This window comes from Comamonas sp. lk, assembly GCF_900564145.1.
Classification (GTDB): domain Bacteria; phylum Pseudomonadota; class Gammaproteobacteria; order Burkholderiales; family Burkholderiaceae_C; genus Comamonas.
Genome location: NZ_UOOB01000001.1, coordinates 2,139,599 through 2,164,838 on the forward strand (window position 1 = coordinate 2,139,599; position 25,240 = coordinate 2,164,838).

The 25,240-nt window shown below is 59.3% G+C and carries 20 protein-coding genes; 10 read left to right on the forward strand and 10 right to left on the reverse strand.

What is annotated here, in order from left to right; genetic code table 11:
* Window positions 1-130: 130 nt before the first annotated feature.
* The 9 genes from EAO39_RS09870 to EAO39_RS09910 all read right to left on the reverse strand — a co-directional run bounded on the left by EAO39_RS09870 (window position 131) and on the right by EAO39_RS09910 (window position 11,584).
* A complete protein-coding gene (locus tag EAO39_RS09870; RefSeq protein WP_162989519.1) occupies window positions 131-1,372 on the reverse strand; it encodes a serine hydrolase in 1,242 nt (413 codons plus the stop codon).
* Window positions 1,373-1,531: 159 nt separating this feature from the next.
* Entirely contained in the window at window positions 1,532-2,584 is a 1,053-nt protein-coding gene (locus EAO39_RS09875; RefSeq protein ID WP_120967228.1) for a porin, read from the reverse strand.
* A gap of 79 nt (window positions 2,585-2,663) precedes the next feature.
* On the reverse strand, window positions 2,664-3,650 hold the full coding sequence (locus tag EAO39_RS09880; protein ID WP_120967229.1) for a tripartite tricarboxylate transporter substrate binding protein: 987 nt from the start codon (window positions 3,648-3,650) through the stop codon (window positions 2,664-2,666).
* A 40-nt stretch (window positions 3,651-3,690) separates the two neighbouring features.
* A complete protein-coding gene (locus EAO39_RS09885) occupies window positions 3,691-4,932 on the reverse strand; it encodes an acyl-CoA dehydrogenase family protein (protein WP_120967230.1) in 1,242 nt (413 codons plus the stop codon).
* 17 nt (window positions 4,933-4,949) lie between these two features.
* Window positions 4,950-6,521, reverse strand: a complete 1,572-nt coding sequence (locus EAO39_RS09890) for an AMP-binding protein (RefSeq protein ID WP_120967231.1) — start codon at window positions 6,519-6,521, stop codon at window positions 4,950-4,952.
* A gap of 122 nt (window positions 6,522-6,643) precedes the next feature.
* Window positions 6,644-7,639: a LysR family transcriptional regulator gene (locus tag EAO39_RS09895; RefSeq protein WP_120967232.1), complete on the reverse strand. Its 996-nt coding sequence runs from the start codon at window positions 7,637-7,639 to the stop codon at window positions 6,644-6,646.
* A 258-nt stretch (window positions 7,640-7,897) separates the two neighbouring features.
* Complete coding sequence (locus tag EAO39_RS09900; protein WP_120967233.1) at window positions 7,898-9,400, reverse strand: AMP-binding protein; 1,503 nt, start codon at window positions 9,398-9,400, stop codon at window positions 7,898-7,900.
* A 39-nt stretch (window positions 9,401-9,439) separates the two neighbouring features.
* On the reverse strand, window positions 9,440-10,600 hold the full coding sequence (locus EAO39_RS09905; RefSeq protein WP_120967234.1) for a biotin-independent malonate decarboxylase subunit gamma: 1,161 nt from the start codon (window positions 10,598-10,600) through the stop codon (window positions 9,440-9,442).
* 12 nt (window positions 10,601-10,612) lie between these two features.
* Window positions 10,613-11,584 (reverse strand): tripartite tricarboxylate transporter substrate binding protein, encoded by a 972-nt coding sequence (locus EAO39_RS09910; protein ID WP_120967235.1) that lies wholly within the window; start codon window positions 11,582-11,584, stop codon window positions 10,613-10,615.
* Window positions 11,585-11,819: 235 nt separating this feature from the next.
* Between EAO39_RS09910 and EAO39_RS09915 the strand changes: the two genes are divergently transcribed.
* Entirely contained in the window at window positions 11,820-12,749 is a 930-nt protein-coding gene (locus EAO39_RS09915; protein WP_120967236.1) for a LysR substrate-binding domain-containing protein, read from the forward strand.
* Between the two features lie 51 nt (window positions 12,750-12,800).
* Here EAO39_RS09915 and EAO39_RS09920 read toward each other — a convergent pair whose 3' ends face one another.
* Entirely contained in the window at window positions 12,801-13,664 is an 864-nt protein-coding gene (locus EAO39_RS09920; RefSeq protein WP_120967237.1) for a LysR substrate-binding domain-containing protein, read from the reverse strand.
* Between the two features lie 259 nt (window positions 13,665-13,923).
* On the opposite strand from EAO39_RS09920, the gene phnA reads away from it, so the two are divergent.
* The 9 genes from phnA (at window position 13,924) to EAO39_RS09965 (ending at window position 25,101) form a co-directional block, all read left to right on the forward strand.
* Window positions 13,924-15,216, forward strand: coding sequence for a phosphonoacetate hydrolase (gene phnA, locus EAO39_RS09925; protein WP_120967238.1), 1,293 nt, complete (start codon window positions 13,924-13,926; stop codon window positions 15,214-15,216).
* A gap of 9 nt (window positions 15,217-15,225) precedes the next feature.
* Window positions 15,226-16,323 (forward strand): iron-containing alcohol dehydrogenase PsrA, encoded by a 1,098-nt coding sequence (psrA, locus tag EAO39_RS09930; protein WP_120967239.1) that lies wholly within the window; start codon window positions 15,226-15,228, stop codon window positions 16,321-16,323.
* A complete protein-coding gene (gene phnY, locus EAO39_RS09935; RefSeq protein WP_120967240.1) occupies window positions 16,320-17,765 on the forward strand; it encodes a phosphonoacetaldehyde dehydrogenase in 1,446 nt (481 codons plus the stop codon). The genes psrA and phnY overlap by 4 nt, the downstream gene beginning before the upstream one ends.
* A gap of 112 nt (window positions 17,766-17,877) precedes the next feature.
* Window positions 17,878-19,446, forward strand: coding sequence for an ABC transporter substrate-binding protein (locus EAO39_RS09940; RefSeq protein ID WP_120967241.1), 1,569 nt, complete (start codon window positions 17,878-17,880; stop codon window positions 19,444-19,446).
* A gap of 39 nt (window positions 19,447-19,485) precedes the next feature.
* Complete coding sequence (locus EAO39_RS09945) at window positions 19,486-20,442, forward strand: ABC transporter permease (RefSeq protein ID WP_120967242.1); 957 nt, start codon at window positions 19,486-19,488, stop codon at window positions 20,440-20,442.
* A gap of 3 nt (window positions 20,443-20,445) precedes the next feature.
* A complete protein-coding gene (locus tag EAO39_RS09950; protein WP_120967243.1) occupies window positions 20,446-21,291 on the forward strand; it encodes an ABC transporter permease in 846 nt (281 codons plus the stop codon).
* 41 nt (window positions 21,292-21,332) lie between these two features.
* Window positions 21,333-23,048 (forward strand): ABC transporter ATP-binding protein, encoded by a 1,716-nt coding sequence (locus tag EAO39_RS09955; protein WP_162989520.1) that lies wholly within the window; start codon window positions 21,333-21,335, stop codon window positions 23,046-23,048.
* Complete coding sequence (locus EAO39_RS09960) at window positions 23,045-23,845, forward strand: phosphodiesterase (RefSeq protein WP_120967245.1); 801 nt, start codon at window positions 23,045-23,047, stop codon at window positions 23,843-23,845. Before EAO39_RS09955 ends, EAO39_RS09960 begins: the two co-directional genes overlap by 4 nt.
* Entirely contained in the window at window positions 23,842-25,101 is a 1,260-nt protein-coding gene (locus EAO39_RS09965; protein ID WP_120967246.1) for an alkaline phosphatase family protein, read from the forward strand. Before EAO39_RS09960 ends, EAO39_RS09965 begins: the two co-directional genes overlap by 4 nt.
* Window positions 25,102-25,240: the final 139 nt, after the last annotated feature.

Consider the following 25,240-nt stretch of genomic DNA (forward strand, 5'->3'; position numbering starts at 1 on the left):
CCACTAGTACACCTGAGAGAGCAGCTGGATTTCAGATTTGCTATTGAATGACAGTCTGCTCTCTTGCGATAGCGGTGCGCTCAGGCCATACGAAAGAGCTTATGGGTAGCACCCGACCATCACTTGGTTGTCACTTTCCCGTCTCGCGCAGACGAGTCGCGACTGCGCGCGCCAAGGCTACCAGGCTGTCGCCACTGCGCAGCGAGTTCTCGTGGGGCGCCACCCCCTGGTCTCCGGAGATGGTACGTGCGCGGGTGTCTGCATAGGAGCCGAATTGCGCTATGGTGAGTTCATTGGCTGGATCGATAAAGAGGCGCTGTCCGAAGCGGCCCGAGGCATAGAGCGCTCCATCAGTGCCTGCCGGATGCCACCAGAAATTTCCGTAGCCGGTTTGGGCGCGGCCGGCCCGGGACAGGCGCTCCTGGTTGTCTGCCGATGGCGTTTGAAGCACGCGCATCAGCGCTGCTATGGCGACCACTTGCTGCCCGTCGCGCTGGCCTCGATTGCGCACCAACTCGCCAAAACGCGCGGCGTCTCTCAAGGTGCTGGAGAGGCCACCGGAGGCCAATTCCACGCTGCTTGAATCTACGGAAAAGTAAGCGTCGTCTTCTGCCCCCATGGGCTGCCAGATGCGCTCGGACACCAGTTGCGCGAGCGTGCGACTGCTGATGTTTTTCAACGCCCGGGCGACGGCTTCCGTGGACCCATTCTGGTAGTAAAAAATGCTGCCATGCGGCGAATCGACCGAGCGCGTGGCTTTGAGCAGAAAGTCGTTGATCGAGTTCGGCATACCTTCGCGCGCGGGCATGAGCCCCGCTGCGGTGAAGAGCCCGATATCGGGTGGCAATTCGGGCAAATAGGTCAGCGCCACTTCCATATCGAGATTTTGCTGTACCGTGGCGCTACCAAACGGTGTTCCGGCCAACTCCGGCACATAGCGCGCAAGGGGCGCGGAGGCCTCCATGCGCCCTTCTTCGATGAATTGCGCAGCGAGCAAACCAATGACGGATTTTGACATCGATGCCCAACCATGCGCATCGTGCTCCTGCATGCCGCCGTAGTAGCTCTCGAACACTACGCGGCCCTTATGCAGCACCAGCAGGGCGTCGACTCGATTACCGTCTAGATACTGCGCCCAAGTGGCCGAGCGGCCGTGCGGCAGTTGAAGTGTGAGATCGTCCAAAGACAATGCATCGCCCTGAGCAAATATCTGGGAATCGTTCGAATGGCGCACTCCCGCAGTCGGAACGACCATGCGGGCGTTGCGCATAGCCCAACGGATATGGGCCGGGGCAAGCCAGTTGGCCTTGGTCACGGGCTGGGCAGAGGTGGGATGAAGCGGGGATTTTTCGGTTGCCGGCTGCTCATTCATATGGGATAAGCCCAGTGATTGCGCGTGAGCAACTGCCTCTACGCATAAGCATGCTGCAACGACAGCGGAGCGGAGAAGAAATTTCTTGGATCGAGGCAACATAGGCGGGTTTGAATAGGACACGTGTTGACGCGGAATCTGCTGAAGGGGAGTACGGCATCAAAAGTTGTGACGCATGCCCACGGCGATGAGACTGGCTGAATCACCACTGTTGATATCGACCGGTATCTGCGCCAACGAGGCGGAAGATCCTCCCCGGTTGTCCAGATGCAGCCAGCGCCCATAAAGAGCGGTGCGTTTGCTCAACGCATAGTCGTAGCCCAGCGTCCACGCCAACTGGGAGCGATCGCTGCCGCTGACTTTGCGATGCGCGCCCTCCAGTGCCAGTCGAGATTGCGTGGTGACATTCCATGTGGCGCCCAGGCTAAAAATACGCGCATCGCCTACGCTGGTCTTGTTCAAACCATTGCGGGCTACGGTAGCGAAGACTTGCCACACGCCGCCGTTGTATGCAGCGCTGAGCGATTGGTAAGTGGATTTGGTCGGCTCCGCCACCGGCGCAGTAGCAGAGCCTGAGCGCGCGCGCTGAAACGCATACGCCACATACAAGGGGTTCAGTGCCCAACCCACGCTGGCGCTATACAGGTCACCACTTTTCTTGCTCAGCGTCGCTGCCTCGCCGGGTGCATATGCCAGATCGGTATAAAGCCCTGTTCCCACCGGCGTTCTGTAGCGCAGCATATTGCTTGCACGAGGCACAAAGGAGCGCATGCCGGGTTGAGCATCAACGACAGCTGCCAGATTCATCGGAGAAAAAACCGTGTTCAAACCAAAGGCATCGGCACGCGTCACGGCCTGGAACATCGGCGTGTACATGCGCCCCATGTCGAGTGCACCCCAAGGCCCAACGAGGCCAACGTAGGATTGTCGCGTGAAGGCAAATGTGGACGCAGGGTTGCCTGTGCCCGTGTCGGATTCAAGTCCTGCCTCCAGTACGAAACGCGCGGACAGTCCGCCGCCCAAGTCTTCCTTGCCGCGAAAGCCGATCCGCGATGCAGCGTTGCCACCACTGTCGACGCGCATCGTCGAGTTGGACCCAGACTTGGCACGCCCCACATATGTGTCGATAGTGCCGAAAATGCTCACATTGCTCTGTGCAGACGCGCAGGCACACACAGCCCATGCCGCGAGGGCTGGAATGGATTTCTTCATTTTTTTGTCTCCTGATTATTCTTGTGACTGCCTAACCGAGTGATTGAATTTTGGCTATCAGAGCATCGGTTTCGACTAGTTAGAGAGGCTCCAGCTTGGCGACTTTCATCATGGCCTGGGTGAACGCCATTTCCTTCACGAAGTCCTGCACATACTCCTGTGAGTTGACGGAAGGTCGTACGTTCGCGCCATTGGCTTCAATCTGCTCGCGCACCTTGGCTTGTTTGAGCGCCGCATCGAAAGCGGTGCGAACACGTTCAGCGATGACATCTGGCGTGCCCGCAGAAAGTGAGACACCTCCCCAGGACGTGAGCTCTACTCCTCGCACACCAAGCTCCGTCAACGTGGGCACATCGGGCAGCAGCGGATTGCGCATGCTGCCTGCAACAGCGAGCGGCTTGAGCTTTCCGGCCTGGATATGAGGGTAGGCCACACCGAAGATCGGCATGCCGAATTGCACCTGGTCGCCAAGCACTGCATTGAGCAACTCGGATGCTCCTTTGTACGGAACATGGGTGGCATGTACGTCAAGGGAATTGAGCAATAACTCGGCGCCCAGATGCGAAGGCGTGCCCACGCCCCCCGATGCATAGTCCAGCTTGCCGGGCGCGGCGCGCATGCGGGCAGTCAAGTCTTTCAAGCTCGAAACAGACGACTTGGCATTGACCAGCAGGACGATGTCAGATGCGGAGATACGCGTGACATGGCGAAAGTCTTTCAGTACGTCATACCCCGGTACCTTGTACATATGCATGTTCGCCGCCATGGGAGCTGCGGAGTAAATCCAGGTGTAGCCGTCAGGCATCGTTTTGGCAGCGAGTCTCGCCCCCAGATTACCTCCTACCCCTCCTTTGTTGTCGATGATGATTGGCTGCCCGAGAATCGGCGAGACGGCTTCGGCCAAGATCCGCGCTGTGATATCCGGGCCGGTGCCTGCAAGATATGGCACTATCCAGCGAACAGGTCGATTGGGCCAGGCCTCTGCCGCCAGTGCTGGCCAAGCAGTTGGTAGCAGTGCGGCGGCCAAGGCACGGCCCATCAAAGCACGGCGTTGTGAATCAATCATGTATGTCTCCTTGATGTATATGAACTCCGCCCTGGATGGCTCAGCGCTGTGCGTCACCCGTGACGTCAAGTAGTTCACGCGCAATCGTGTTGCGCTGAATCTCGCTGGTCCCGGTCAGCACGCGGTACATGCGCAACATTCGGAACAAAAACTCCACGCGGCGGCCCTGCACAATGCCTTCGCCGCCGTGAATTTGCACCGCTTTGTCGGCAATGCGGAACCCTGCTTCCGAGCAAAACAACTTGGTCATGGACGCTTCGGCGCGGGCCTCCCCGCCGGCATCGATCTGGCGCGCTGTCGCCATCATCAAAGCGCGCGCGGCAGCAAGATCGGTGGCCATGTCGGCGAGCATGTGTTGAACGGCTTGAAACTCGCCAATCGTTCGGCCGAATTGGCGGCGCTGACACGCGTAGTCACGCGCATCACGCAAAGCGGCCGAGGCCAGCCCCACCATTGCCGGGCAATGCAGCAAGCGATTGACGTTGATGCGACCCAGAGCCAGTGCCAAGCCACGTCCCTGCGCGCCAATGAGATTCGCAGCTGGAACACGTACATTCTCCAGCACGATATCCCCCGTGTGCGATTGACCAGCCATGGTCTTGTAGCCCGACTCCACGTGCACACCCGCCTGCATCAAGTCGACAAAAAATGCGCTGATTTCGCGCTGTTTCGGCTCGGGCGAGGTGGTGACCATCAGCACAGCAAAGTCGGCAAATGGAGAGCCGGAAATGAAGCGCTTGCGCCCGTTGATCACGAACTCATCGCCATCGCGCACGGCATGCGTTTGCAGCGCTCCTGCGTCGGAGCCAGCCTCCACTTCGGTCAGCGCAAAGCAGATGGCTTTTTCGGCACGCGCGACCGGAGCAATGAAATGCTCCATGTGATAAGGCGTTGCCTGGCGAGCCAGTGCTCCCACCCGAGGGGGGCCGCTTAGCTCACCCAGTACATGTGGCGAAAATGGCGAGCCGCTGGCGTAAATAGCTTCCTTGATCAGCACATGGTCGAGCACCGACAGCGGGGTGCCGCCCATCTGTGGCGGCAGCGTCATTCCGTAAAAACCTAGTGCATGCGAGCGTTGCCAGACCTTACGCAGCGTTTCGCGGTCCGGGCTGTGCTCGTGGTCTATGCCTCTTTCTGCGGCCAGCGTCGCCAGCTCTCCATGCAAAAAATCGTTGATACGTGCGATTAAATTGGCCGCTTGTGGCGATCCTTCGAAAACCGTGTGAAAGAGGGGGGGCGAGTTAGCTTCGGCGATTGGCGAAGGTGTAGTTGCAGTCTTCATCTTGCGTGCGCTCCTGCTCAATTGACCATTCGGCTACGATCAGCCCAGTACGGGGTTTGAATGGCCTTGCGAGCCACCTTGCCGTTAGCGTTCTTCTGCAGCGAAGCAACGAACTCGAAGTGGCGTGGACGTTTGAAGCCCGCCAGCAATTGCGCGCAAAATGCATCGAGCACTTCAGCTTTGGCAGCGCAGCCCGGCTTCAGCACCACATGCGCGGCCACAGCCTCGCCCCATTTTTCATCTGGGATGGCGAACACGCAGGCTTCGGCCACTGCTTCGTGCTGATAGAGCACGGCCTCTACTTCTGACGGATAGACGTTGAAACCTCCGCTGATCACCATGTCCTTCTTGCGATCCACGATGTAGATGTAGCCGTCCTCGTCCATGCGCGCCAGATCACCCGTGTGATAGCGTCCGTTCTTGAGCACCTCCGCCGTGAGCTCCGGTGCCTGCCAATAGCCTGCGAACACATCGGCTCCACTGACTACGATTTCGCCTATCTCGCCCGCGCCCACCGCGATGCCATCGTCATCGACGATCTCTACCGTCGATTCCAGAAACGGTAGGCCACAAGAGGCCAGACGCTCCGGGCGTGCGGCGCGTGCGTGCAGATGGTCTGCGGCCGTCAAACCGCACACACCTGAAGTTGTCTCCCCCGCGCCATAACCCTGCGAGAGAACGGGACCGAACACGTCCATGGCCTGAAGAATCCGTGCAGGTGCCATAGGCGCCGCGCCGTAACCCAGACGTTGCAAGTCGGGTAAGGGACGATACTGATTTCCGAGCTCCGACAACAGCATGTTGATCATCGTCGGCACCATGAAAGTGTGCGTGACGCGATCAGCGTTCATATCCGCCAGAAAGCGCCCCGGTTCAAATGCGGAAAACAGCCGGATTGTCGCGCCGCTGCACAGAGCGGGCACGATCTGCATTCCGGAAGCATGCGTGATCGGTCCCACCAGTCCAAGAATGTCTCCGGCCTGCATTCCTTCTGAGCGCGAGAGAAACTTGCGCAACTGCGCCAGGCGGTTACCGAACGTCTGCATCGCTGCTTTGAGAATGCCTGACGACCCCGACGTATAGTGCAGCACCGCGACCTCATCGACTGTCACCTGCACGGGTGTAAAAGCGTCGCTGGCCTGCTGCAGCGCACGCTCATACGAAGTGACAGGGTCCGTCTCTTCGTCCAGTAGTAACAGACGGGGCATTTCTCCTTTGAGGTGTGCGCGGAAAGCCTCAGCGCGCTGCGCCGTGGTCACCACCAGGGTGGCTCCGCTGTTGGCAACGATGTCGCCCACTTCTGCTGGCGAGAGCCTTGAATTGAACGGTGCCTTGATGAGTGCGCTCTTGTAGCACGCCAGCTCTACCTCTACGACTTCAATACAGTTAGGCAGATAGATGCCAACGCGATCTCCGCGCTTAAGGCCTGCGCCCAGCAACGCGTTGGCCAAACGATTGGAGCGTTGCTCCAGCTCTGCATAAGTGGTGCTGCGCGTGACGCTCTTGATGGCCACGCGGCTCGCAAAAGTGCGCGCACAACGTGCGACGAGTTCGCCGATATTGGCGACAAAAAGTGGGGGCTGACTCACATGCTCTCCTTGATTTTTAGACCGTTTGCGGTGCCTGCGCAATCAGTGTCCCAAACCCAAGGAGATAAAGGAAATAGCGTTTAATGATGCTTGGCCATCAATTGAATTGATGGCCTTGGCTTTCAATTCGAAGAGGGCGAATCCTGCGCGGAAAGGAGCAGCTCGGCTTCCCAGACGCGCTGATGGACCAAGCGCCGCGAGATTTGTTCGATGGCCTCGATCACTACTTGTGTCGCCGCGTTAGGCGTGCGATCTGCCAGTGTTGCGAGGTGATAGCTGCGCGGCAGTTCCGGACGCACTACGCGGGCAATAATCCAATTGCTCGCGGGTGGCGGCGAATCGGGCAGTGAACAAGCCGGTGTGAAAGTGAAGCCCGCTCCACACATGTAGAGTGAGCGTATCACGCGCACCGAGTCGTGCTCATGTACCACGTTGAGCGTTACGCCCAACGAAGCGGCAGCATCCTCCACGTTCTGCCGAATCGAAAACCGCCGTGATTGCAGCAGTAGCGGCAGTTGCACGGCCAGGGCGAACTCAATGTCGGGCCGCGCAAACGGACTGCCCGCGGGCGGCGGTTGCAAAAGTGCTGCGACCGAGCCTTCAGCATCCAGCCCACTGATGTACATGGGTTCACACGCCAAGGGCCTGCAACGCAGCCCATCTACATGTGGAGTATTCACCAAGATACCCACATCGGCTCGCCGATCCAGCATGGCGTTCTTCACCATCAGACTCAGATCATCGAGTACAAACACACGAATGCGTGGATGCGTCTGCTTTAGTTGCGCCAGCACCGGTCCGAGCAGCAGTGAAGCCAGCAAAAACGGCATCGCAATTGTCACCGACCCTTCCGGGCCCTGTGGCAGCCGCTGAATGCGCTCACGTACCGCATCCGCATCCGACAGCAATCGGCGTGCGTCCTCATATAGCTGTAGCCCTGCGGGCGTGGGTGTCACGCCCGCATGCGAGCGTTCAAACAGCCTGGCCTCGAGTTCACCTTCCAGCTTCTTGATTTGCGCAGTCAGCGCGGGCTGCGCAATGAACAACGATCCCGCCGCCCGCGACAAGCTGCCTGCCTCGACCACCGCAATGAAATAACGAAGAGTGCGCAAGTCCATGAGGATCCATTGTCGTCGCTTGCGTTGCAGCCTGAAGGATTGCCTTGCAAAACTCAAGATACAGCTCGAGCTCAGACGGTTCCGTTCGGTGACGAACAAGGCATCCGTCTGTCAGGCCTTGTAGGGACAAGGGACATCATCTATGTGAACATGCACAAAGGCAGGATGTAGTTATGCGCTTACTCGATTGGTGCAGACCCGAGCGGCCCCCACCAGCCGGCTAGGTTCTCGTCCGCATCCGCGGTGGGGCTCAATCATTCACTTTTTGTAGGTGTCGCGCAGTATGTTCTTCATCACTTTTCCCATAGCGTTACGGGGCAGCTCAGGTGCGAAATAGACATACTTTGGAATCTTGTAGTTGGCCAGTTGCCCCTTGAGAGACTTGATGATCTGATCGCCCGTGAGGCTCTCGTTCTTGCACACGACTACCGCGGTTACGGCTTCGCCAAAATCACGATCAGGGATACCGATGACGGCAGACTCTCTCACGCCGTGCAGAGCATCTATGGCCATCTCCACCTCCTTGGGGTAGACGTTATAGCCTCCCGAGATGACTAGATCCTTGGCTCGACCGACGATGGTCAGGTAGTCATCACTGCTAAGGGTTCCCTGGTCGCCAGTGCGGAACCAACCATCTGAGGTGAACTCCTCGGCAGTTTTTTTCGGCTTGCGCCAGTAGCCCTTCATCACGCCACTGCCGCGGATCTGGATGCCACCGATCTGGTCGTGGGGCAGCAGTTGGTCCTTGTTGTCGGCGATCCGCACTTCGACGCCGTCAATAGGCTTGCCGACGGAGCCGATACGTCGCTCGCCCACGTAGGGGTTGGAGGTGATGATGGCTGATTCAGTCATGCCATAGCGTTCCAACACGATCTGGCCAGTGCGCCGCTGGAAGTCGTGGTTGGTTTCGGCCAGCAGGGGCGCCGAGCCAGAAACGAAGAGCCTCATATTGGCGGCGCTGGTGACTGTTAACTCCGGCTGGTCGAGTAGGCGGGTGTAGAAGGTGGGCACACCCATCATCACCGTTGCCCGAGGAAGCAAGGACAGTACTTGTTCCGCATTGAACTTCTTCAGAAAAAGGAGCCGACTGCGCGAAAGCAAGGCGCAGTGGCTGGAGATGAACAGCCCGTGGGCATGGAACAAGGGTAGCGCGTGGAGCAGCACGTCCTGGTTGGTGAAGCCCCATAGCTTTGTCAGTGCCCGGCCGTTGCTTAGCAGGCTCGCATGGGTGAGCATGGCTCCCTTAGGGCGGCCGGTGGTGCCCGAGGTGTAGATGATGACGGCCACCTCATCCCCCGACACCTGAGTCGTGTCGAATACATCGGCTTGCGCATCGGCCATCACGTCAAGGGTGCCGCTGCCTTCGTCAGTCATCGTCATGACATGGGCCACGCCATGGCTTCGCGCCAGTTCACTCTTGGCCGCAAGATCCGTTGGATCGCACACAAGCACCCGGGGCTCGGCGTCTTCGAGAAAGTACGCCAGTTCGTTCAGCTGATATGCGGTATTGAGGGGCAGGTACGTAGCGCCCATGCGCAAGGTCGCAAGATAGAGGCAATAGTTCCGTGCCGATTTTTCGACCTGTACCGCAACCCGGTCGCCGGGTTGCACGCCCAGGCCAATTAGGGCATTGGCGTAGCGAGCGGTCGTGCCCAGCATCTGGGCGTAGCTGACAATCTGGCCGTCGTCGGTTTCGAGGAACGGTGCGTCATTGCCCTCTCGGGCGATGGTTTCAAAGGTGGCGAAGATATTGGAGTTCATGGCATTAGCTGACGTTGCGGCGTTTTTGGAGGGAGCGGGTCAAGAAAGCGCGCTGACGGTGTCCGCCACGCCCAACTCGACGTAGTGGGCGAAATCCGCGCTGGCATTCGATATGGCCGCATCTGGGCGGGTCAGGATGCTGTTCAGCGAAGCCTGGGGCAGGGTTCGTACGCTGCCGCCAGGAGCGATATCCACCGAGGATGCAGCGCCTGCGGTGGCAATGTAGATTCCGCCGGAGATCTCGCCGGCAATGCGAAGCCGCAGTTGCTGTCCCCGGTGTGCGTGGCGTCGCAAGGTTCGCGCCAAGTGAACCAGGTATTGGCTGAGAATCAGGGTTTCGTCAGCCATGTGCAGGCTATGGCCGACGCAGTCGATGTATAGATCCATGGGCGCTTGGGTCGCGTCGACCATTGTGGCGAACTTCAGCGCGTCTGCGGCACCGATTGAGGCCCGCCCGCTGACGCTCAGGGAACCAGTTTCCGGGCTGCTGACGATGTACGCTGTCGCTGGAGGGTTTGTCTTGCCGAGGCGCATGCCGAGCAAGTGGCGCTCGTGGTCCAGGGTGTCCGGCAAAGGTCTGGTTGGTAGCCTTTTCACCCATTGATGCAGCGCTGCCGCATAGGCGGGCAACGTGTCGTCGAGAAGGCACTCTGCGTCCCCATGGCGGCAGCGAGAAAGGCCGCCGATGGAGGTTCGCACTGTGGTCAAGGAGCCGCCGCCAGCGCTTTCCAGTACCCTGGGGCCTGACATTGCCAGCAGGGTGCCAGGTGCGTAGCAGCGCTTGCTGGCCGCGAAAGCCAGCATGCTGGCCCCTCCAAAGACATTGCGTCCGAGCAGGGCGATCATGGGCAGACCAGCAAGGCTGGCGTCGAGCAGCTCTGTCATCAGTCCGCGCAGCGCGCCCTGGATCGCCAGTCCTTCGTCCAACCGGGCACCTGCCGAGTCAATTAGCAGCACCAGAGGGCGCTTGGTTTCCAGCGCGAGGCGGACGATGCGGCGAAGATCGGTACATTCGGCGGTGCCTAGTACGCCCTTGTCGAGTGCCGGATCGGTAGCTGCGGCCAGAACTTGGCGGCTACCGATCTTGGCTGCGGTGAGGCGCAGGCCGGAGTCTGCGGAAAGCATGTTTTCGGAACCGGCATCGAACAGCGCGGCAAGCCGATCCGTAACGGATGCACTGGTGAAAGAGCCATCATGCATGTTTCACTCACTTCACTTGTTGTCCGCGCCCGCACCGGATCGCTGCGTGATGGCCTTGTGCCTTGCGCCATCGCTGATTGCCCAGTCCTTGAAATCTTCCGGTGAGACAGACGGCCAGGCCGCGTTGCCCTGTTTCTCCAGCCTGGCCTTTACCTCTGGGTCGCGCAACACCTGTGCGCTGGCATCGAACAGTTTCTTGATCACTTCCGGCGGTAGCTTGGCAGGACCGTAGAGACCGAGCCACAGGCTGAAGTCGTAGTCCTTGATGCCCGACTCATTCATGCCTGGCAGGTCGGGAAACAGTGGAGAGCGTTCGGCCGTAGTTACCGCCAGTGGTCTCAACTTTCCGGCCAGGACCATTGGCATGACTGAGGGCGGCGTGCCGAAAGTCATATCCACATCGCCCGCGGCAACAGCTTGTATCGACGGCGCGCCACCCTTGTACGGCACATGCAGCATATCGATGCCCGCCGCGTGGGCAAATGCAGCGCCGGCCAGGTGCGTCACGACACCTGCACCGGAGGATGAATAAGTTAACTTCCCCGGATTCTTGCGTGCCTGCTCCATCAAGCCTTTGACGGATTTTTCGGGGAAATCCTTCTTGACCGCCAGCAGCATTGGCGAATTGCTCCAGCGCGTGATCGGCGTGAAACTTTTCACACCGTCGTAACGCGCACTTTTGTACAGAAGCTGGTCGGATCCGTAGAGATTTGCGGTACCCAGCAGCAGCGTGTAGCCGTCTGGCTGCGCACGCGACACGAGCTCCGAAGCCAGCGTGGTACCTGCACCAGGCCGATTGTCGACGACCACCGCTTGAGACAATAGGCGGCTGAGTCTTTCGCCCACGATCCGTGCCACCGCATCCGCACCGCCACCGGCAGGGAAACCCACGACCAGCGTGATCGGCCGGGAAGGGTATGTCTCCGCAAATGCGACCGTGCCTGCGACAACGGCCAGCACAGCAGTCAACGCTTTTTTAAACATGTCTTGTCTCCTTTGGTTTAGATCTTGGTTTTCTCTGGTCAGAGCTGCCATGCAGCCATTGCCATGAACATCCGTGTCTTTCGGACTATTGACATTGGCCGTTTTGAAGCGGCGCTGTACAGATCAGAAAGACACGTTTCATCTTTTATGGAGTCAATGTACGAGTGCGATGAATAATTTTAAAATATGATATTTTTATTGTTCGATCGGAATTTCTTATTGATGAGCAACAAAAATGGACCTGCGACAGCTGCGGTATTTCGTCAAGGTGGTGGAGTGCGGTAACGTTACGCGCGCGAGCGAGGCGCTGCATATAGCGCAGCCAGCCGTCAGCCAGCAGATGCGCAATCTGGAGCGCGACTTAGAAGTGCGGCTGCTGGAACGCAGCGTGCATGGCGTGGCACCCACTGCAGCGGGCCAGACGCTTTATCGGCACGCGATGGAATTGCTCCGGCAGGCTGACAGCACGCGCGAACTACTGCGACAGGATGCGGAGTTGCCGCAAGGCCGCGTGTCGGTCGCTCTGCCGTCGAGCACGGCGCGGATGGTGGCGATTCCGCTGGCGCGCATGATTCGTGATCGCTACCCTGGCATCGCGCTGGAATTGGTGGAGGCACCGAGTGCGGAACTTGTCAGTCTGCTTACCAGCGGACGAGTGGATCTCGCCGTGATGGTCGATGCGGTTGAAGCGCGCAGCATTGTGATGCAGCATTTGCTGACGGAAGCGCTATACCTGATCGCATGGCCGGAATTTCCCATGCCGGTTGAACCCGTTTCTATCGCAGAACTGGCGCGCATGCCGCTGCTGCTGCCGAGCGCGCCAAACACGATTCGCAGTCATGTCGAGTGGGCGCTGCGCGAAGCTGGATTGCCGTGCGAGATTCGTTTTGAGGCCAGTTCAACGGCTTTGCTATTCGCTGCGGTAATGGCGAAGCTAGGAGTGACGATCCTGCCATGGAGCGCAGCGCATATCGAGCTTAGTGAGCATAAGCTCAAGCTTGCTATGGTTGACCATCGCTTGTTCTCGCGCGATTTGTCACTTTGCTGGCGCGATACGGCATTAATGAGTAATGCCGTGAAGAAGGTCAAAGCAACAATACTTGAACTGTTCGATAGCCCCGAAAAATGGCCGAAATGGGTGACAGTCCAGCCCAGAGGCGTGTGAGTAATCCCTATGCAAGTTGAGATATGTCCACTGGAGCCGTGCAGCCCAAGTTCAAGCCTCCCTGCCAACCATTTCGAAGAAAGCGCGCACTATTTGCATGTCCTGTCTTTCCGCTAAGCAGGCAATATGCACATAGGTACGAACCTGCACGTCTGCAAGGCTTACAGCATGCAAGCCGGGGCCGGGAACGAACTCCACCTCGGATACAGCTGACACCCCCAGGTTTTGCGCCACGGCTTCGCGGATGATTTCTCGGCTACCAATCTCCATGACCTCGCCGGGCACGACATCTGCATCCTTTAATGCCGCTTCAATGGCTCTGCGCGTCGTCGAACCATTCTCACGAAGAATCAATCGTTCGCCTGCGAGCTCGGCAATGCGGATGCGGCGGCGTTTTGCAAAACGGTGTTCGCTAGAGCAGAAGATGACCACGGGGTGGTCACTGTAAGGTACCGAGACGAAGCGCCTATCTGGGGCCACTTGCGCGAGCACGCCGACATCCGCACTGTAATCAAGCAGTCTGTCCAGCACGTCCTGTGAATTGCCTGTCGTAACCGAGACCTTGATACCAGGATAGCGCTGAAGAAAGGTCGCCAGTACCGTCGTCACTTGGGCTGGGCCGACTGCCGCAACGCGTAGATGGCCGCTGCGCAGTTCACCTGATTCATGCAGCAGCTGCTTGGCTTCCGCCTCGAGGCTGAAGATCTGTCGTGATAGGTGCAACAGCCGTTGGCCCATTTCGGTGAGTACTACGCGCCGACCTGCTCGATAGAAGAGCTCCACTTTGTACAAGTCTTCGAGCTGGCCGACTTGGGTCGTAACAGTAGGTTGGCTCACATGCAGGCTTTCGGCTGCGGCGGTAAAGCTACCGGTGCTGGCCACAGCATGGAAAGAACGCAATTGTGTCAGGCGCATGAATTGATCCTCAGCATTTTCCCTGCGTAACTATATATTTACTCAATACCAAATAGAAAAAATTTGAATTAGATAAATAGGTTCTGATCGGCCACAGTGAACCCATGCGTTAGGAAGAGTCCTGCGCAGATTCAGGTAATGGATCAGTTGTGAACATGGAGGACTTGATGGTGTTCAGTCGTTATGTCGCTGCCGTTAGCGCAGCCATCAATCTTCCGCTGATCTACCTGTATTCACGAGTTCAAGAAGGAGATCACTCATGACACTGAAAGCTGAAGCCATCCAGTCCAACGGACGAAGCTACGCCAAACCGCATGTTCCCGTGGTAGTGGTATGCGTCGATGGATGCGAGCCAGACTACATTACTCAGGCGATCCAGGCGGGCGTGGCACCCTATCTCAAGCGCATGTTGGAGAAAGGAAGTTGCTTGCTGGGGGACTGTGTGATTCCCAGCTTCACCAACCCCAACAATGTCTCCATCGTCACGGGCGTTCCGCCTTCTGTGCACGGCATTTGTGGCAATTACTTCTATGACCAGGCTGCAGACCAGGAAGTGATGATGAATGGTCCCGAGTATCTGCGCGCTCCAACCCTGCTTTCCGCCTTTGCGAACGCCGGTGCTCTGGTGGCAGCGGTGACAGCCAAGGACAAGTTGCGCACACTGCTGGGTCATGGCCTCAAGGGCATCTGCTTCTCTGCCGAGAAGGCAGACAAGGCCACAGTCGCTGAATGTGGCATAGACAATGTGCTTGAACTGGTGGGGCGGCCCTTGCCATCCGTGTACAGCAGCGATTTGAGCGAATTCGTCTTTGCCGCCGGCGTACGACTGATGGAGACGCGTCGGCCCGATCTGATGTACTTATCCACTACAGACTACGTGCAGCACAAGTGCGCCCCGGGAACGCCAGAGGCAAACGCCTTCTACGCCATGCTGGACGGCTACCTGGCCCGACTGGACGAACTGGGTGCCGTGATCGGTCTGACGGCCGACCACGGTATGAGTCCTAAGACCGACGCGTCAGGCAAGCCACGTGTGCTTTATCTGCAGCAGGAACTGGATATGCAGCTGGGAGAGGGCCGTACCCGAGTCATCTTGCCGATCACCGACCCCTATGTGGTGCACCACGGCGCGCTGGGCTCGTTTGCCACCGTGTACGCCCATGGTGCACCGCTGGATCAGGTGCGTGAAATGCTGCAGGCAATGGCAGGTGTGGAACAGGTGTTGACACGTGATGAGGCGGTACGACGCTTCGAACTGGCTGGCGACCGCATTGGTGACTTGATCGTTGTGGCCGATCATTTGACAGTGCTGGGCACCTGCGCTGTGCGACATGACCTTAGTGGCTTGACCGTGCCTTTGCGCTCGCACGGTGGCATCTCAGAGCAGAAGGTCCCTCTGTTGTTCAACCGTCCGCTGCATGGTGTAGGCCGGAGCCGGCGTTTGCGCAATTTCGATGTGTTCGACCTGGTGCTGAACCATACGGACGCCTCCGAGAGCGTGCAGACCATAGCTGCGATGTCATCCAAGAGCACTGAGCAAGTCACTCTCTGAAGGTCCTCCATGTCTCACGAATTTTTCAATCCCGTGCACAGCATGTACGGGGCAGGGGCCTTGTCTGGCCTGCCGAAGCTGCTCGATGGCCGAAAGGCGGTTATCGTGACCTTCCCCGAGGCGCGCCAGTTCGGACTGGTAGATCGTCTGCAATCACTGCTCGGTGATCTGCTGGTTGGTGTGATCGATTCGGTGCTGCCCAATCCCGATGTGGCCGAACTGCAGGCACTTTACGAGGAATTCTGGCGCAACCCGGAAAATGCCCAGGTGCTCATTGCCGTCGGAGGTGGTAGCTCTATAGACACGGCCAAGGCACTGATGGTGGGGACCGAAAGCGGTCGTTTCGAGGACCTGGTTGCGGCGCTGGTCTCGGGCCAGCCTTTTACCCCAGCGCGCCTCAAGACCCTGATCGCCGTACCGACGACGGCTGGCACGGGTAGCGAAGTTACACCCTGGGCCACGATCTGGGACCGCAATGCGCAAAAGAAATACTCGCTGCACCTGCCTGAGACCTGGCCGAGCATTGCCATAGTGGATCCTGAGCTCATGCTTTCGTTGCCGGCGTCGGTGACTCTTCAAAGCGGGCTGGATGCGCTGTCGCATGCACTGGAGTCGATCTGGAACGTCAATGCCAATGCGGTGTCGGATACCTTCGCCGTGGCTGCCGTGAAGGAGATCTTGGAGACGTTGCCGCAGCTGATGCCGCGGCTGGATGACGTGAAGCTGCGCGGGCGAATGGCGTTGGCTGCGCTGAAGGCCGGTATGGCGTTCTCCAACACGCGTACAGCGCTGGCGCATTCCATTTCCTACGAGATGACGCTGCGCTATGGCCTGCCGCACGGCATCGCTTGCTCATTTCCGCTGCCTATGGTCTTGCAGCGTGCCATAGGACAGGTGGCGACTCGCGACGCTGTACTGGCGCAGGCGCTGGGTCCTTTGGACAGAGCACCGCAGCGCTTGTCGGCCTTCATCGAAAGTCTGGGCGTCAGGACGCGCTTCGCGGACTACGGCGTGCCCGACGAGGAAGCAGCGCAGATGGTGGCCCACGCACTAACCGGCGCGCGGGGCAAGAATTTCATTGGTATCGTACAAAAGGAGGCCGCATGAACGCCGTTCTAGAAAGCCAGGATTTTCGCGCCGAGGCGCTACGCATAGGCGGTGAAAAGGTTTACACGCAACGCACCATGGATGTGTGCAATCCCTACGATGGCGAGCGTGTGGGCACAGTGGCCATGGCCACGTTGGAGGATGTGCGGCGTGCTTACGAGATCGCTCACGCCTATGTGCCCAAGCTGTCACGCTATGAACGCTCGGCGATTCTCAACCGTGCAGCGGCGCTGCTGCGCGAACGCACCGAGGAAGCGTCCACGCTGATCACCAGCGAATCGGGTCTGTCCAAAAAGGACAGCATCTATGAGATAGGCCGTGTCGCGGACGTGCTGAACTTCGGTGCCAATGAGGCACTGCGCGACGACGGTCAGGTTTTCTCCTGCGACCTTACGCCGCATGGCAAGAGCCGAAAGGTCATCACTACGCGCGAACCCTTGCTGGGAGTGATCACGGCCATTACGCCTTTCAACCACCCGATGAACCAGGTTGCGCACAAGGTGGTGCCATCGGTCGCCAGCAACAACCGCATGGTGCTCAAGCCCTCGGAGAAGGTGCCGTTGTCGGCTCTTTACTTCGCCGACCTGCTGTATGAGGCTGGTCTGCCGCCGCAGATGCTGCAGGTCATCACCGGCGACCCACGAGAAATAGCCGATGAGCTGTTGATCAACCCACACGTAGACCTGATCACCTTCACGGGAGGCGTGGAAATCGGCAAATACATTGCCGCCAAGGCCGGCTACCGGCGCGTGGTGCTGGAGTTGGGGGGTAACGATCCCTTGATCGTGATGGACGATGCCGACCTGGATCGCGCTAGCGACCTCGCTGTTCAGGGCTCCTACAAGAACTCAGGCCAGCGGTGCACGGCCGTCAAACGCATGCTGGTCCACGAGAAGGTGGCGGCAGCCTTTACCGAGCGTGTGGTGGAAAAGACTAGGGCCTGGAAGTGGGGCAATCCCATGGACAAGGCCAACGACATGGGGACCGTGATCGATGCGGCGGCAGCCCGACGTTTTCAGCAGGTGGTGAATGAAGCCGTGGCTCAGGGCGCACGGTTGCTGACCGGTAACCAGCGCGAGGGTGCTCTGTATTCGCCAACGGTATTGGATCGTGTGCATCCGCAGATGACGGTGGTACGTGAGGAAACCTTCGGCCCGGTCTCACCGATCTTGACCTTTTCCAATATTGACGAGGCCATCGCCATCTCCAATGGCACGGCCTTCGGCCTGTCTTCCGGCATTTGCACGAATCGTACGGATGATGTGACGCGATTTGCCAAGGAGCTGAAAGTTGGCACCGTGAATCTTTGGGAGGTTCCCGGCTATCGCATAGAACTGACGCCATTTGGTGGCATCAAGGACTCCGGGCTGGGCTACAAGGAGGGTGTGCAGGAGGCCATAAAGTCCTTCACCAACTGCAAGACCTTTACTTTGCCTTGGTGATGAGGCTGGCCTAGGCAAGGACTCGGCGCTTCGGAGCCTCTGTGCTGCCCTGAGACCGGAGAATAGGCGCACAAGAGGCGCACGAAGCGTCTACACCAAAAAGGAGACAACGATGAAACCAAGCGAGACAACCCCGATGAGCGTATTGCGCCGCCAGCTGCTTATGGGGGCCGGAGCCACGACGGCGCTGACTTTAGGCGAATTGCTGTGGCCCACGCAGGCACACGCCATGCAGCCAAAGCGCGGTGGCAGCTTCGTCTACACCAACACCTACCCTAACAACCGCATGGGCGATGCTCGCACCGGGCGCCACCCTCAGCACTGGCTGGACCTGAATAACCGCAGTGCCTATAACGCGCTGACCTGGGTAGACGAGAACCTGGAGGTGCAACCGGAGCTGGCGACGGCCTGGGTGCCTAGCGATGACCTCAAGGTCTGGGACATCACGCTGCGCGAGGGGGTGATGTTCCACGATGGGCGCGAGATGACTGCCGATGACGTGGTGTCTTCTTATCGATTTCATCAGACATCAACTGGCTATGCCAAACAGATTGTCAACGTGGAGAAAGTCGGCAAAAAGGTGCGCATGACCCTGGATGCACCCAATAGTGAGTTTCCCTATGTGCTGGCCGAATACCATCTGATGATCATGCCAGCCGGGGACAAAGAGAGAATTGGTCTTGCAGGTATGGGAACCGGGCCTTTCAAGATCGTGAGCATCGATCCGAAACGGCGCATTATCCTGGAACGTAATGAGAGGTACTGGCGCCCAGGCTTCCCCTATCTCGATCGACTGGAAGTGGTGAGTTCTCCGGGTCGTATGGAAGGCGCACTCAATGGATTTCGGGGGGGGCTTTTCGATGCGGTGATCGGTGTCGATCCCGGCCTGCTGCCAGACTTGGAGCGTACGCCCGACCTCAAGTACAGCTTGTCCAGCAGTGGTGACCAGGCCTTGATGGTTATTCCAAAGCACGAGGGAACGCCACTTAACGACAAGCGTGTGCGCCAGGCGCTGGCACTGGCCATAGATCGCGACAAGATCATCCGCATCGTGTATGGCAAGAAGGCTGGCTGGGTGGGGAACGACTCCCATCTCACTCCCGCCAACGCTTCGTTCTTGGCGCTGCAGCGCAGTCATGACATTGCTCGTGCTCGCACGCTGCTGGCCGAGGCCGGCTATTCGAACGGGATCAAGCTTCCGACCTTCTATTTCGCAGCAACATGGCCCGAGGTGCCGCGTGTTTTCCAGGTTTTGTCTGAGTCTGTGAAGGAGGCCGGTATCACGCTGCCAGTCGAGCAACGGCCCAGTGATGGCTACCGTCAGTGGCGTGTTGAAGATGCGGAAAAGACCCGCAAACACCGTTTTGCCTATACGCCCGCAGGCCCGCGAAATCCAGGCGTGAGCCTGTACCGCCTGCGCCCGGACAACAACGAGAGCGGTTACTGGAGCGGTACCGGCTGTGACGAGTACATGGCGCTGTACCGAAAATCGCTGGCCGAGCCTTCTGCGGAAAAGCGGCGTACCAACTATGTGCGCATGCAGGAGATCCTGCGCGAAGAGGTCCCCACGATCTCGGCAGGCGGAAGGCGCAATCTGCTGATTCACAAGCCGAACGTGCAAGGTCTGCGCAGCCACCCGCAATTCTGGTCCATGCGCTTCGATGAGGTCTGGAAGTCCTGACTATGGCCGCCCCTTCAACTTCACATTGAGCGACCCACCATGCTTTCCACATTCCTGCGGCGCATTGGCCTTTACGCGCTGACACTTTTCCTGGCCTCGTTACTTGTATTCGTCGCAACAGAGGTCTTGCCGGGCGATGCGCTGGAGGTCAGTTTGACGGCTGACGAGATCGCAATGATGAATCCCGAGGACCTGGCGCGCAAGCGGCGCGAGCTGGGCATGGACAAGCCCGCACCGGTACGCTATTTCGATTGGCTGGCCGGGGCTGTTCGCGGAGATTTCGGCAAGACAATCTTGGGCGGAACGCCTGTCATTGAGATCATCCGCGAACCGGTAAAAAACTCGCTGTTGCTGGCCGCTGTGACGGCTTTGGTAGCTATTCCGGCATCACTGTTGTTGGGTATCGTTGCCGCCTATTGGCGTGGGAGGCTTCCGGACACATTGGCATCCATGGGCGCCGTGATTGGCTACTCGATCCCTGAGTTCGCCTCGGGAAATCTGCTGGTGCTGGTGTTCGCGATCTGGATCCCGCTGTTTCCGGCCGTTATCTTGGCGTTTGCCGACGCTCCACCTATGACGCTGCTTGCAGTTTCGGTGTTGCCCGTGGCAACCATCGTCTTTGGCTCAATTGCCCATCTGGTGCAGTTGATACGCACAGGTCTTATCGAGGCACTGGCCAGCGACTATGTTGAACGGGCCCGCTTCACAGGTTTGGGAGAGCTAAGACTGATCTTGCGCCATGCGCTACCGGCCTCCGTGATTCCTGCGCTGAATTCGGCGGCGTTGTATGTCGCTGGTCTGCTTGGAGGCATTGTGGTCGTCGAGAAGGTGTTCGGTTATCCGGGTCTCGGAATGATTTTGCTGCAGGCTGTGGATAAGCGTGAGGTGCCCATTGTCCAGGCCGTCAGCCTGCTGGCAGCACTTGCCGTCGTCACCATGAACCTGTTGGCAGACCTGGCTGTAGTCGCTCTCGATCCACGCGCCCGGAGTCGTTGAACCATGATGCTCAAAATTAATCACCACGCCTTACTTCGTCCGGCCGCCATCTTTGGCATCGGTCTTGTGCTGCTGCACCTGGCGCTTGCCCTGGCCGCACCCTGGCTGGCACCCTATGACCCTATGGCACTCAATGGCGGGCGTGCCGAACCGCCCAGCGCTGAATTCTGGCTGGGAACCGATGTGTTGGGCCGTGACTACCTATCGCGCCTGCTCTGGGGTGGCCGCACGGCTTTGCTGGCCACATTTACCGGTGTGGTCGTCGCAGTGACGATAGGCAGTATTTTGGGCGTAGCCGCCGCCTACCTGGGAGGCGTATTCGACGACGTCATGATGCGCATTGTCGATCTCAAGCTTGCTTTGCCCGGAATCCTGTTCGTGGCGTTGTTTACGGTCGGATTCGGAGAGTCGCTGCCGGTATTGATCGTGCTCATCGGCGTGGTCTATTTCCCCGGCGTCATCCGCATCGTGAGAGCGCAAACCCTGACTCAGGTGAATCTGGGTTATGTGAAGGCGGCGCAGCTGCGCGGCGAAAGCACGCTGTCCATCATCTTGCGCGAGCTACTCCCGAACACGCTGGATGTGGTCTACGTCGAGTTCGCTATCCGCATGTCGCACGCCATTTTGCTGCTGAGTTCGCTGTCTTTTCTGGGGATGGGCATTTCTCCACCCACGCCTGACTGGGGCCTGATGGTATCAGAGGGGGTAGGTCAATTGGCCTATGCGCCATGGCTGGTATTGGCGCCGACTCTCTTCATCGCCACGCTGGTGGTGGGCCTGAACTTTGGCGCCGAGGCGCTGGCCCGGGCTCTGGGGCTGGATGCCACGCGTGGCCAGGACGCGGCATGAGAGTCGCTTCGTCAAACCTCAAGTTCAAGAAAGAAATTTCCATGAAATATCCGGAATCGACGTTGCTGAAGCGGCAACAGGACAGCGTGCTCCGTACGGGGTTGCTGGAAGTCAGAGGGTTGGACATCGGCTACCGGCGCAGCGATGGCCAGGTGATCGGTGCGGTGAAAGGTGTTGAATTCACTGTGCAGGCCGGAGCCAGCCTGGGCATCGTCGGCGAGAGTGGATCGGGGAAATCGACCGTGGCGCGCGCCCTTTTGGGTCATTGCCGAGCAGGCGGTGTAATCACCGCCGGTTCGGTACGCATCGCGGGGCAGGACATCCTGCAGCTGGATGAGGCGGGCCGACGCCGGTTGCGCGGCCGACATATTGCCTTTGTGCCTCAGAACCCTTTAAGTTCGCTTACGCCGCATATGCGCATTGGTGAGCAGGTCGATGAGGCTGTGCGTCATCTGCGCGGATTCGACGCCGTGCGGGCTCGTGCCCGCACGCTGGAGTTGTTCGAAGCCACCAATCTGCCGGATCCTCATGCCATCTGCGCGCGCTATCCGCATGAGCTTTCGGGTGGTCAACGTCAGCGTGTGGTGATCGCTGCGGCATTGGCAGGGGATCCGGGTCTACTGGTTCTGGACGAGCCCACCACGGCGCTTGACAAGACCACCGAAGTCCAGGTTCTGGAGCTGGTGCGAACATTGCGTCATCGTTTCAACACCTCGCTTATCTACGTCAGTCACGACCTGGGGGTCATCTCGCGCATGTGCGACCAAGTCATCGTGATGCACAAAGGTGTTGTGGTTGAACAAGGGGCTGCCACCAAGATATTTGGTGCGCCAGCGCATGCTTACACACAGCAGCTCATTGCCGCCATCCCGCGCCTCGATGCCGAGCCGCCGCCGCGTGCAGTTGTGAGCGAGCCGGACGGAGCGCCGCCGTTGCTGAGCGCGGATGGGTTGGCGTTCTCTTATGGGGCCCGGCGTCGAAGCTGGTTTCAGCGTGTCAAACCAGCGGGCCGCGAAGTGAAGCCGGCATTGACCAAGCTGTCGTTCTCCATCGCCAGGGGCGAGACCCTGGGTCTCGTTGGCGAGTCGGGCAGTGGCAAGTCCACCGCTGCGAGCTTGGTGGCCGGCCTGATGCCCCCTTCGGGCGGGGTCCTGAATTTCGATGGACAGGCATTGGCGGCCAAGGCCACGGGACGTTCACTGGCGCTTCGCCGCCGCATCCAGATTGTGTTCCAGGACCCTTTGTCCTCGCTTAATCCACGTCAGCGTATTGCCACCATCCTGGAGCGACCTTTGACGATGTTTACTCCGCTGCGGGGCCCCGCGCTGCGCGAACGAGCCCAGGAGTTGATGCGTGCTATGCACTTGGATCCAGCGCTGCTGGAGTGCTATCCGCGCCAGCTTTCCGGTGGGCAGCAGCAGCGCGTTGCCATTGCACGGGCTTTTGCCGCCGAGCCTGATCTCATCATCTGCGATGAGATTACTTCGGCCCTCGATGTCTCGGTGCAGGCCCAGGTTCTTGACCTGCTGCTGGAGTTGCAGCGTAAGACCGGTACAGCCTACCTCTTCATCAGCCACGATCTGGGAGTGATTAGGCGTATGGCCGATCGCCTGATCGTGCTGCGCCATGGAGAGGTCTGCGAGGCCGGCCCGACCGAGCAGGTCTTCAAGTCCCCCACGAGCGAGTACACCCGCCTGCTGCTGCAGGCCACGGCGCTGCATTCTGTGAGCACCCACCCCGACAAGGCTGTTGCATGACCAAGCTGATCCACATCACCGATCCCCATTTGGTGCCGCAGGGCGAGATGCTGCATGGGCTCGACCCCTATGCCCGCCTGACGGCCTGCGTGGACGACATCCTGGAGCACCACAGTGACGCAGCTTGCTGCGTGATCACAGGCGATCTCGCCCATCGGGGGGAGGCCGCAGCCTACGCTGCGTTGCGCACGCAGATCGACCGGTTGCCATTTCCCTGCTTTCCTCTGGTTGGCAACCACGATATCCGCACTCTGGTCAATACCGCATTGCCGCACGTGCTGAACGACGGCAACGGTTTTATCCAGGGGCGTCTGGACCTGGGTGACGCAAGCCTGCTGATGCTTGATACCTTGGACGAAGGGCGCAACGGCGGCCTGTATTGCGAGCAGCGCCAGGCCTGGCTGACCAGAGAGCTGGATCTGCTCGGTGACCGTCCCGTTTTTCTGTTTATGCACCATCCGCCGTTCGACATTGGCATTCCCTGCCTAGATCGCATGAGTCTGGCCAACCCTGGGGACTTTGCTCGTATCACGGCCGGGCGCAACAACCTGCGCCACCTGTTTTTCGGTCATGTGCACCGTCCCGTCTGCGGTAGTTGGCGCGGAATTCCCTATTCCACCATGCGTGGCTTGAACCATCAGGTTCCGTTCGATCTGCACACGGTCTCGCCGGTACCCAAGAGTCACGAGCCGCCCGCTTACGCCGTGGCCTTCCTGAATGCGGACCAGGTTACCGTGCACTTCCATGACTATCTTGATAGATCCACCTTGGTCGCACCCACGGGGGGGGCAAAATGAAAAAGCCGCGTCGTGCCGTAGTGGTCGTTTGTGACAGCCTCGCTGCGGATCTGGTGAGGCCTGACACCGCACCCGCCTTGGCGGCGCTGCGTGCGCAGAGTGCGCACTTTGCATCGGCTCGCAGCGTGTTCCCGTCCACCACACGCACCAGCTCTGCTTCTATGGCCACGGGAAGCCCACCCAGTGCACACGGATTGCTAGGCAACACCATGGTGTTACATGAAGACGGTCAATTGGTGCGCCTGTCTGTGGGCAAGCCAGGCTTTCTGGACAGATTGCGCCGTGCGACAGGCCGAACGCTTAGGTGTCCGACCTGGGCCGAGCGGCTGGCACCGTATGGCGGCTCCATCGTCATGTCCAATGTGTCGCCAGGCGCCGCCTATCTGCAGGATCCCGATGGTTTTGGTCATGTCTACCACCGCAGCGGTTCGCGTGGGCCGGGTGGCATAGCTTTGGAAGACGGGTTGTCCATAGAGGTGGGCGCCGTCGGCGATGCGGCGATGACAGAGCGTTTTTGCCGCGAGGTGTTGCGCGATCGGGCTCCTGCGTTGGCCGTGCTGTGGTTGTCCGAACCCGATCACACGGCTCACCATGTGGCGCTGGGTTCGCCTGAGCATCTTGCGATGATTGCGCATGCGGATGCCTGCGTTGATCAAGTGCGGCGTACGGTCGACGTGTTGGATCCTGGAGGAGAAGAAATTTTGCTGGTCGCTTGTTCCGACCATGGCATGGAGACGGTGGGCCGGCAGATAGACCTAGACACGCTGCTGGTAGAGGCCGGCTGGAAGAGCGGCCTCGAGTCTTCGGAGGTGGTTGTTGCACCTAACGGCAATGCTGCACTGCTGTACTTTGCGGACAGTGCGCGCGCAGACATACCGGCGCTGGCCAAATGGCTTCAGGATCAGGATTTTTCGGGCCGCGTGGTTTGGGGAGCGCAACTGGCTGATCTAGGTCTGCCGACCGGTGGACCGCTGGGCATTGCGCTGGCGCTACGCCATGACGCTGTAGCCAACTCCCATGGCGTGACGGGCTGCAGCGTGTCCGTGCGCAGCCCCTTCAGCGATTCATCTCCCCCTGGATGTGGCCAGCACGGTGGTCTGGGGGCAAGTGAGCAGCATCCTTTCCTCTACCTACGGGGCGGGGGGCTGCCTCCTGGCGAGCGGAGCCAACCGGCATCGCTGGTCGACATAGCGCCGACAGTACTTCACCACCTCGGGATCGCGGCCGACTGCATGCATGGGCGCGTGCTGCGGTAGCGACACCGCAGCTACTTTTTGAACCCATATCAAAAGATGTCGCGCGATAGCGCGAGGGCGCAGCTTTGCCCGTTTTCCCTGACGCACATCGCAAAGAGCAGCTCGGCCGCGCCGCATCAAACCTAAAACGGAGAAGATC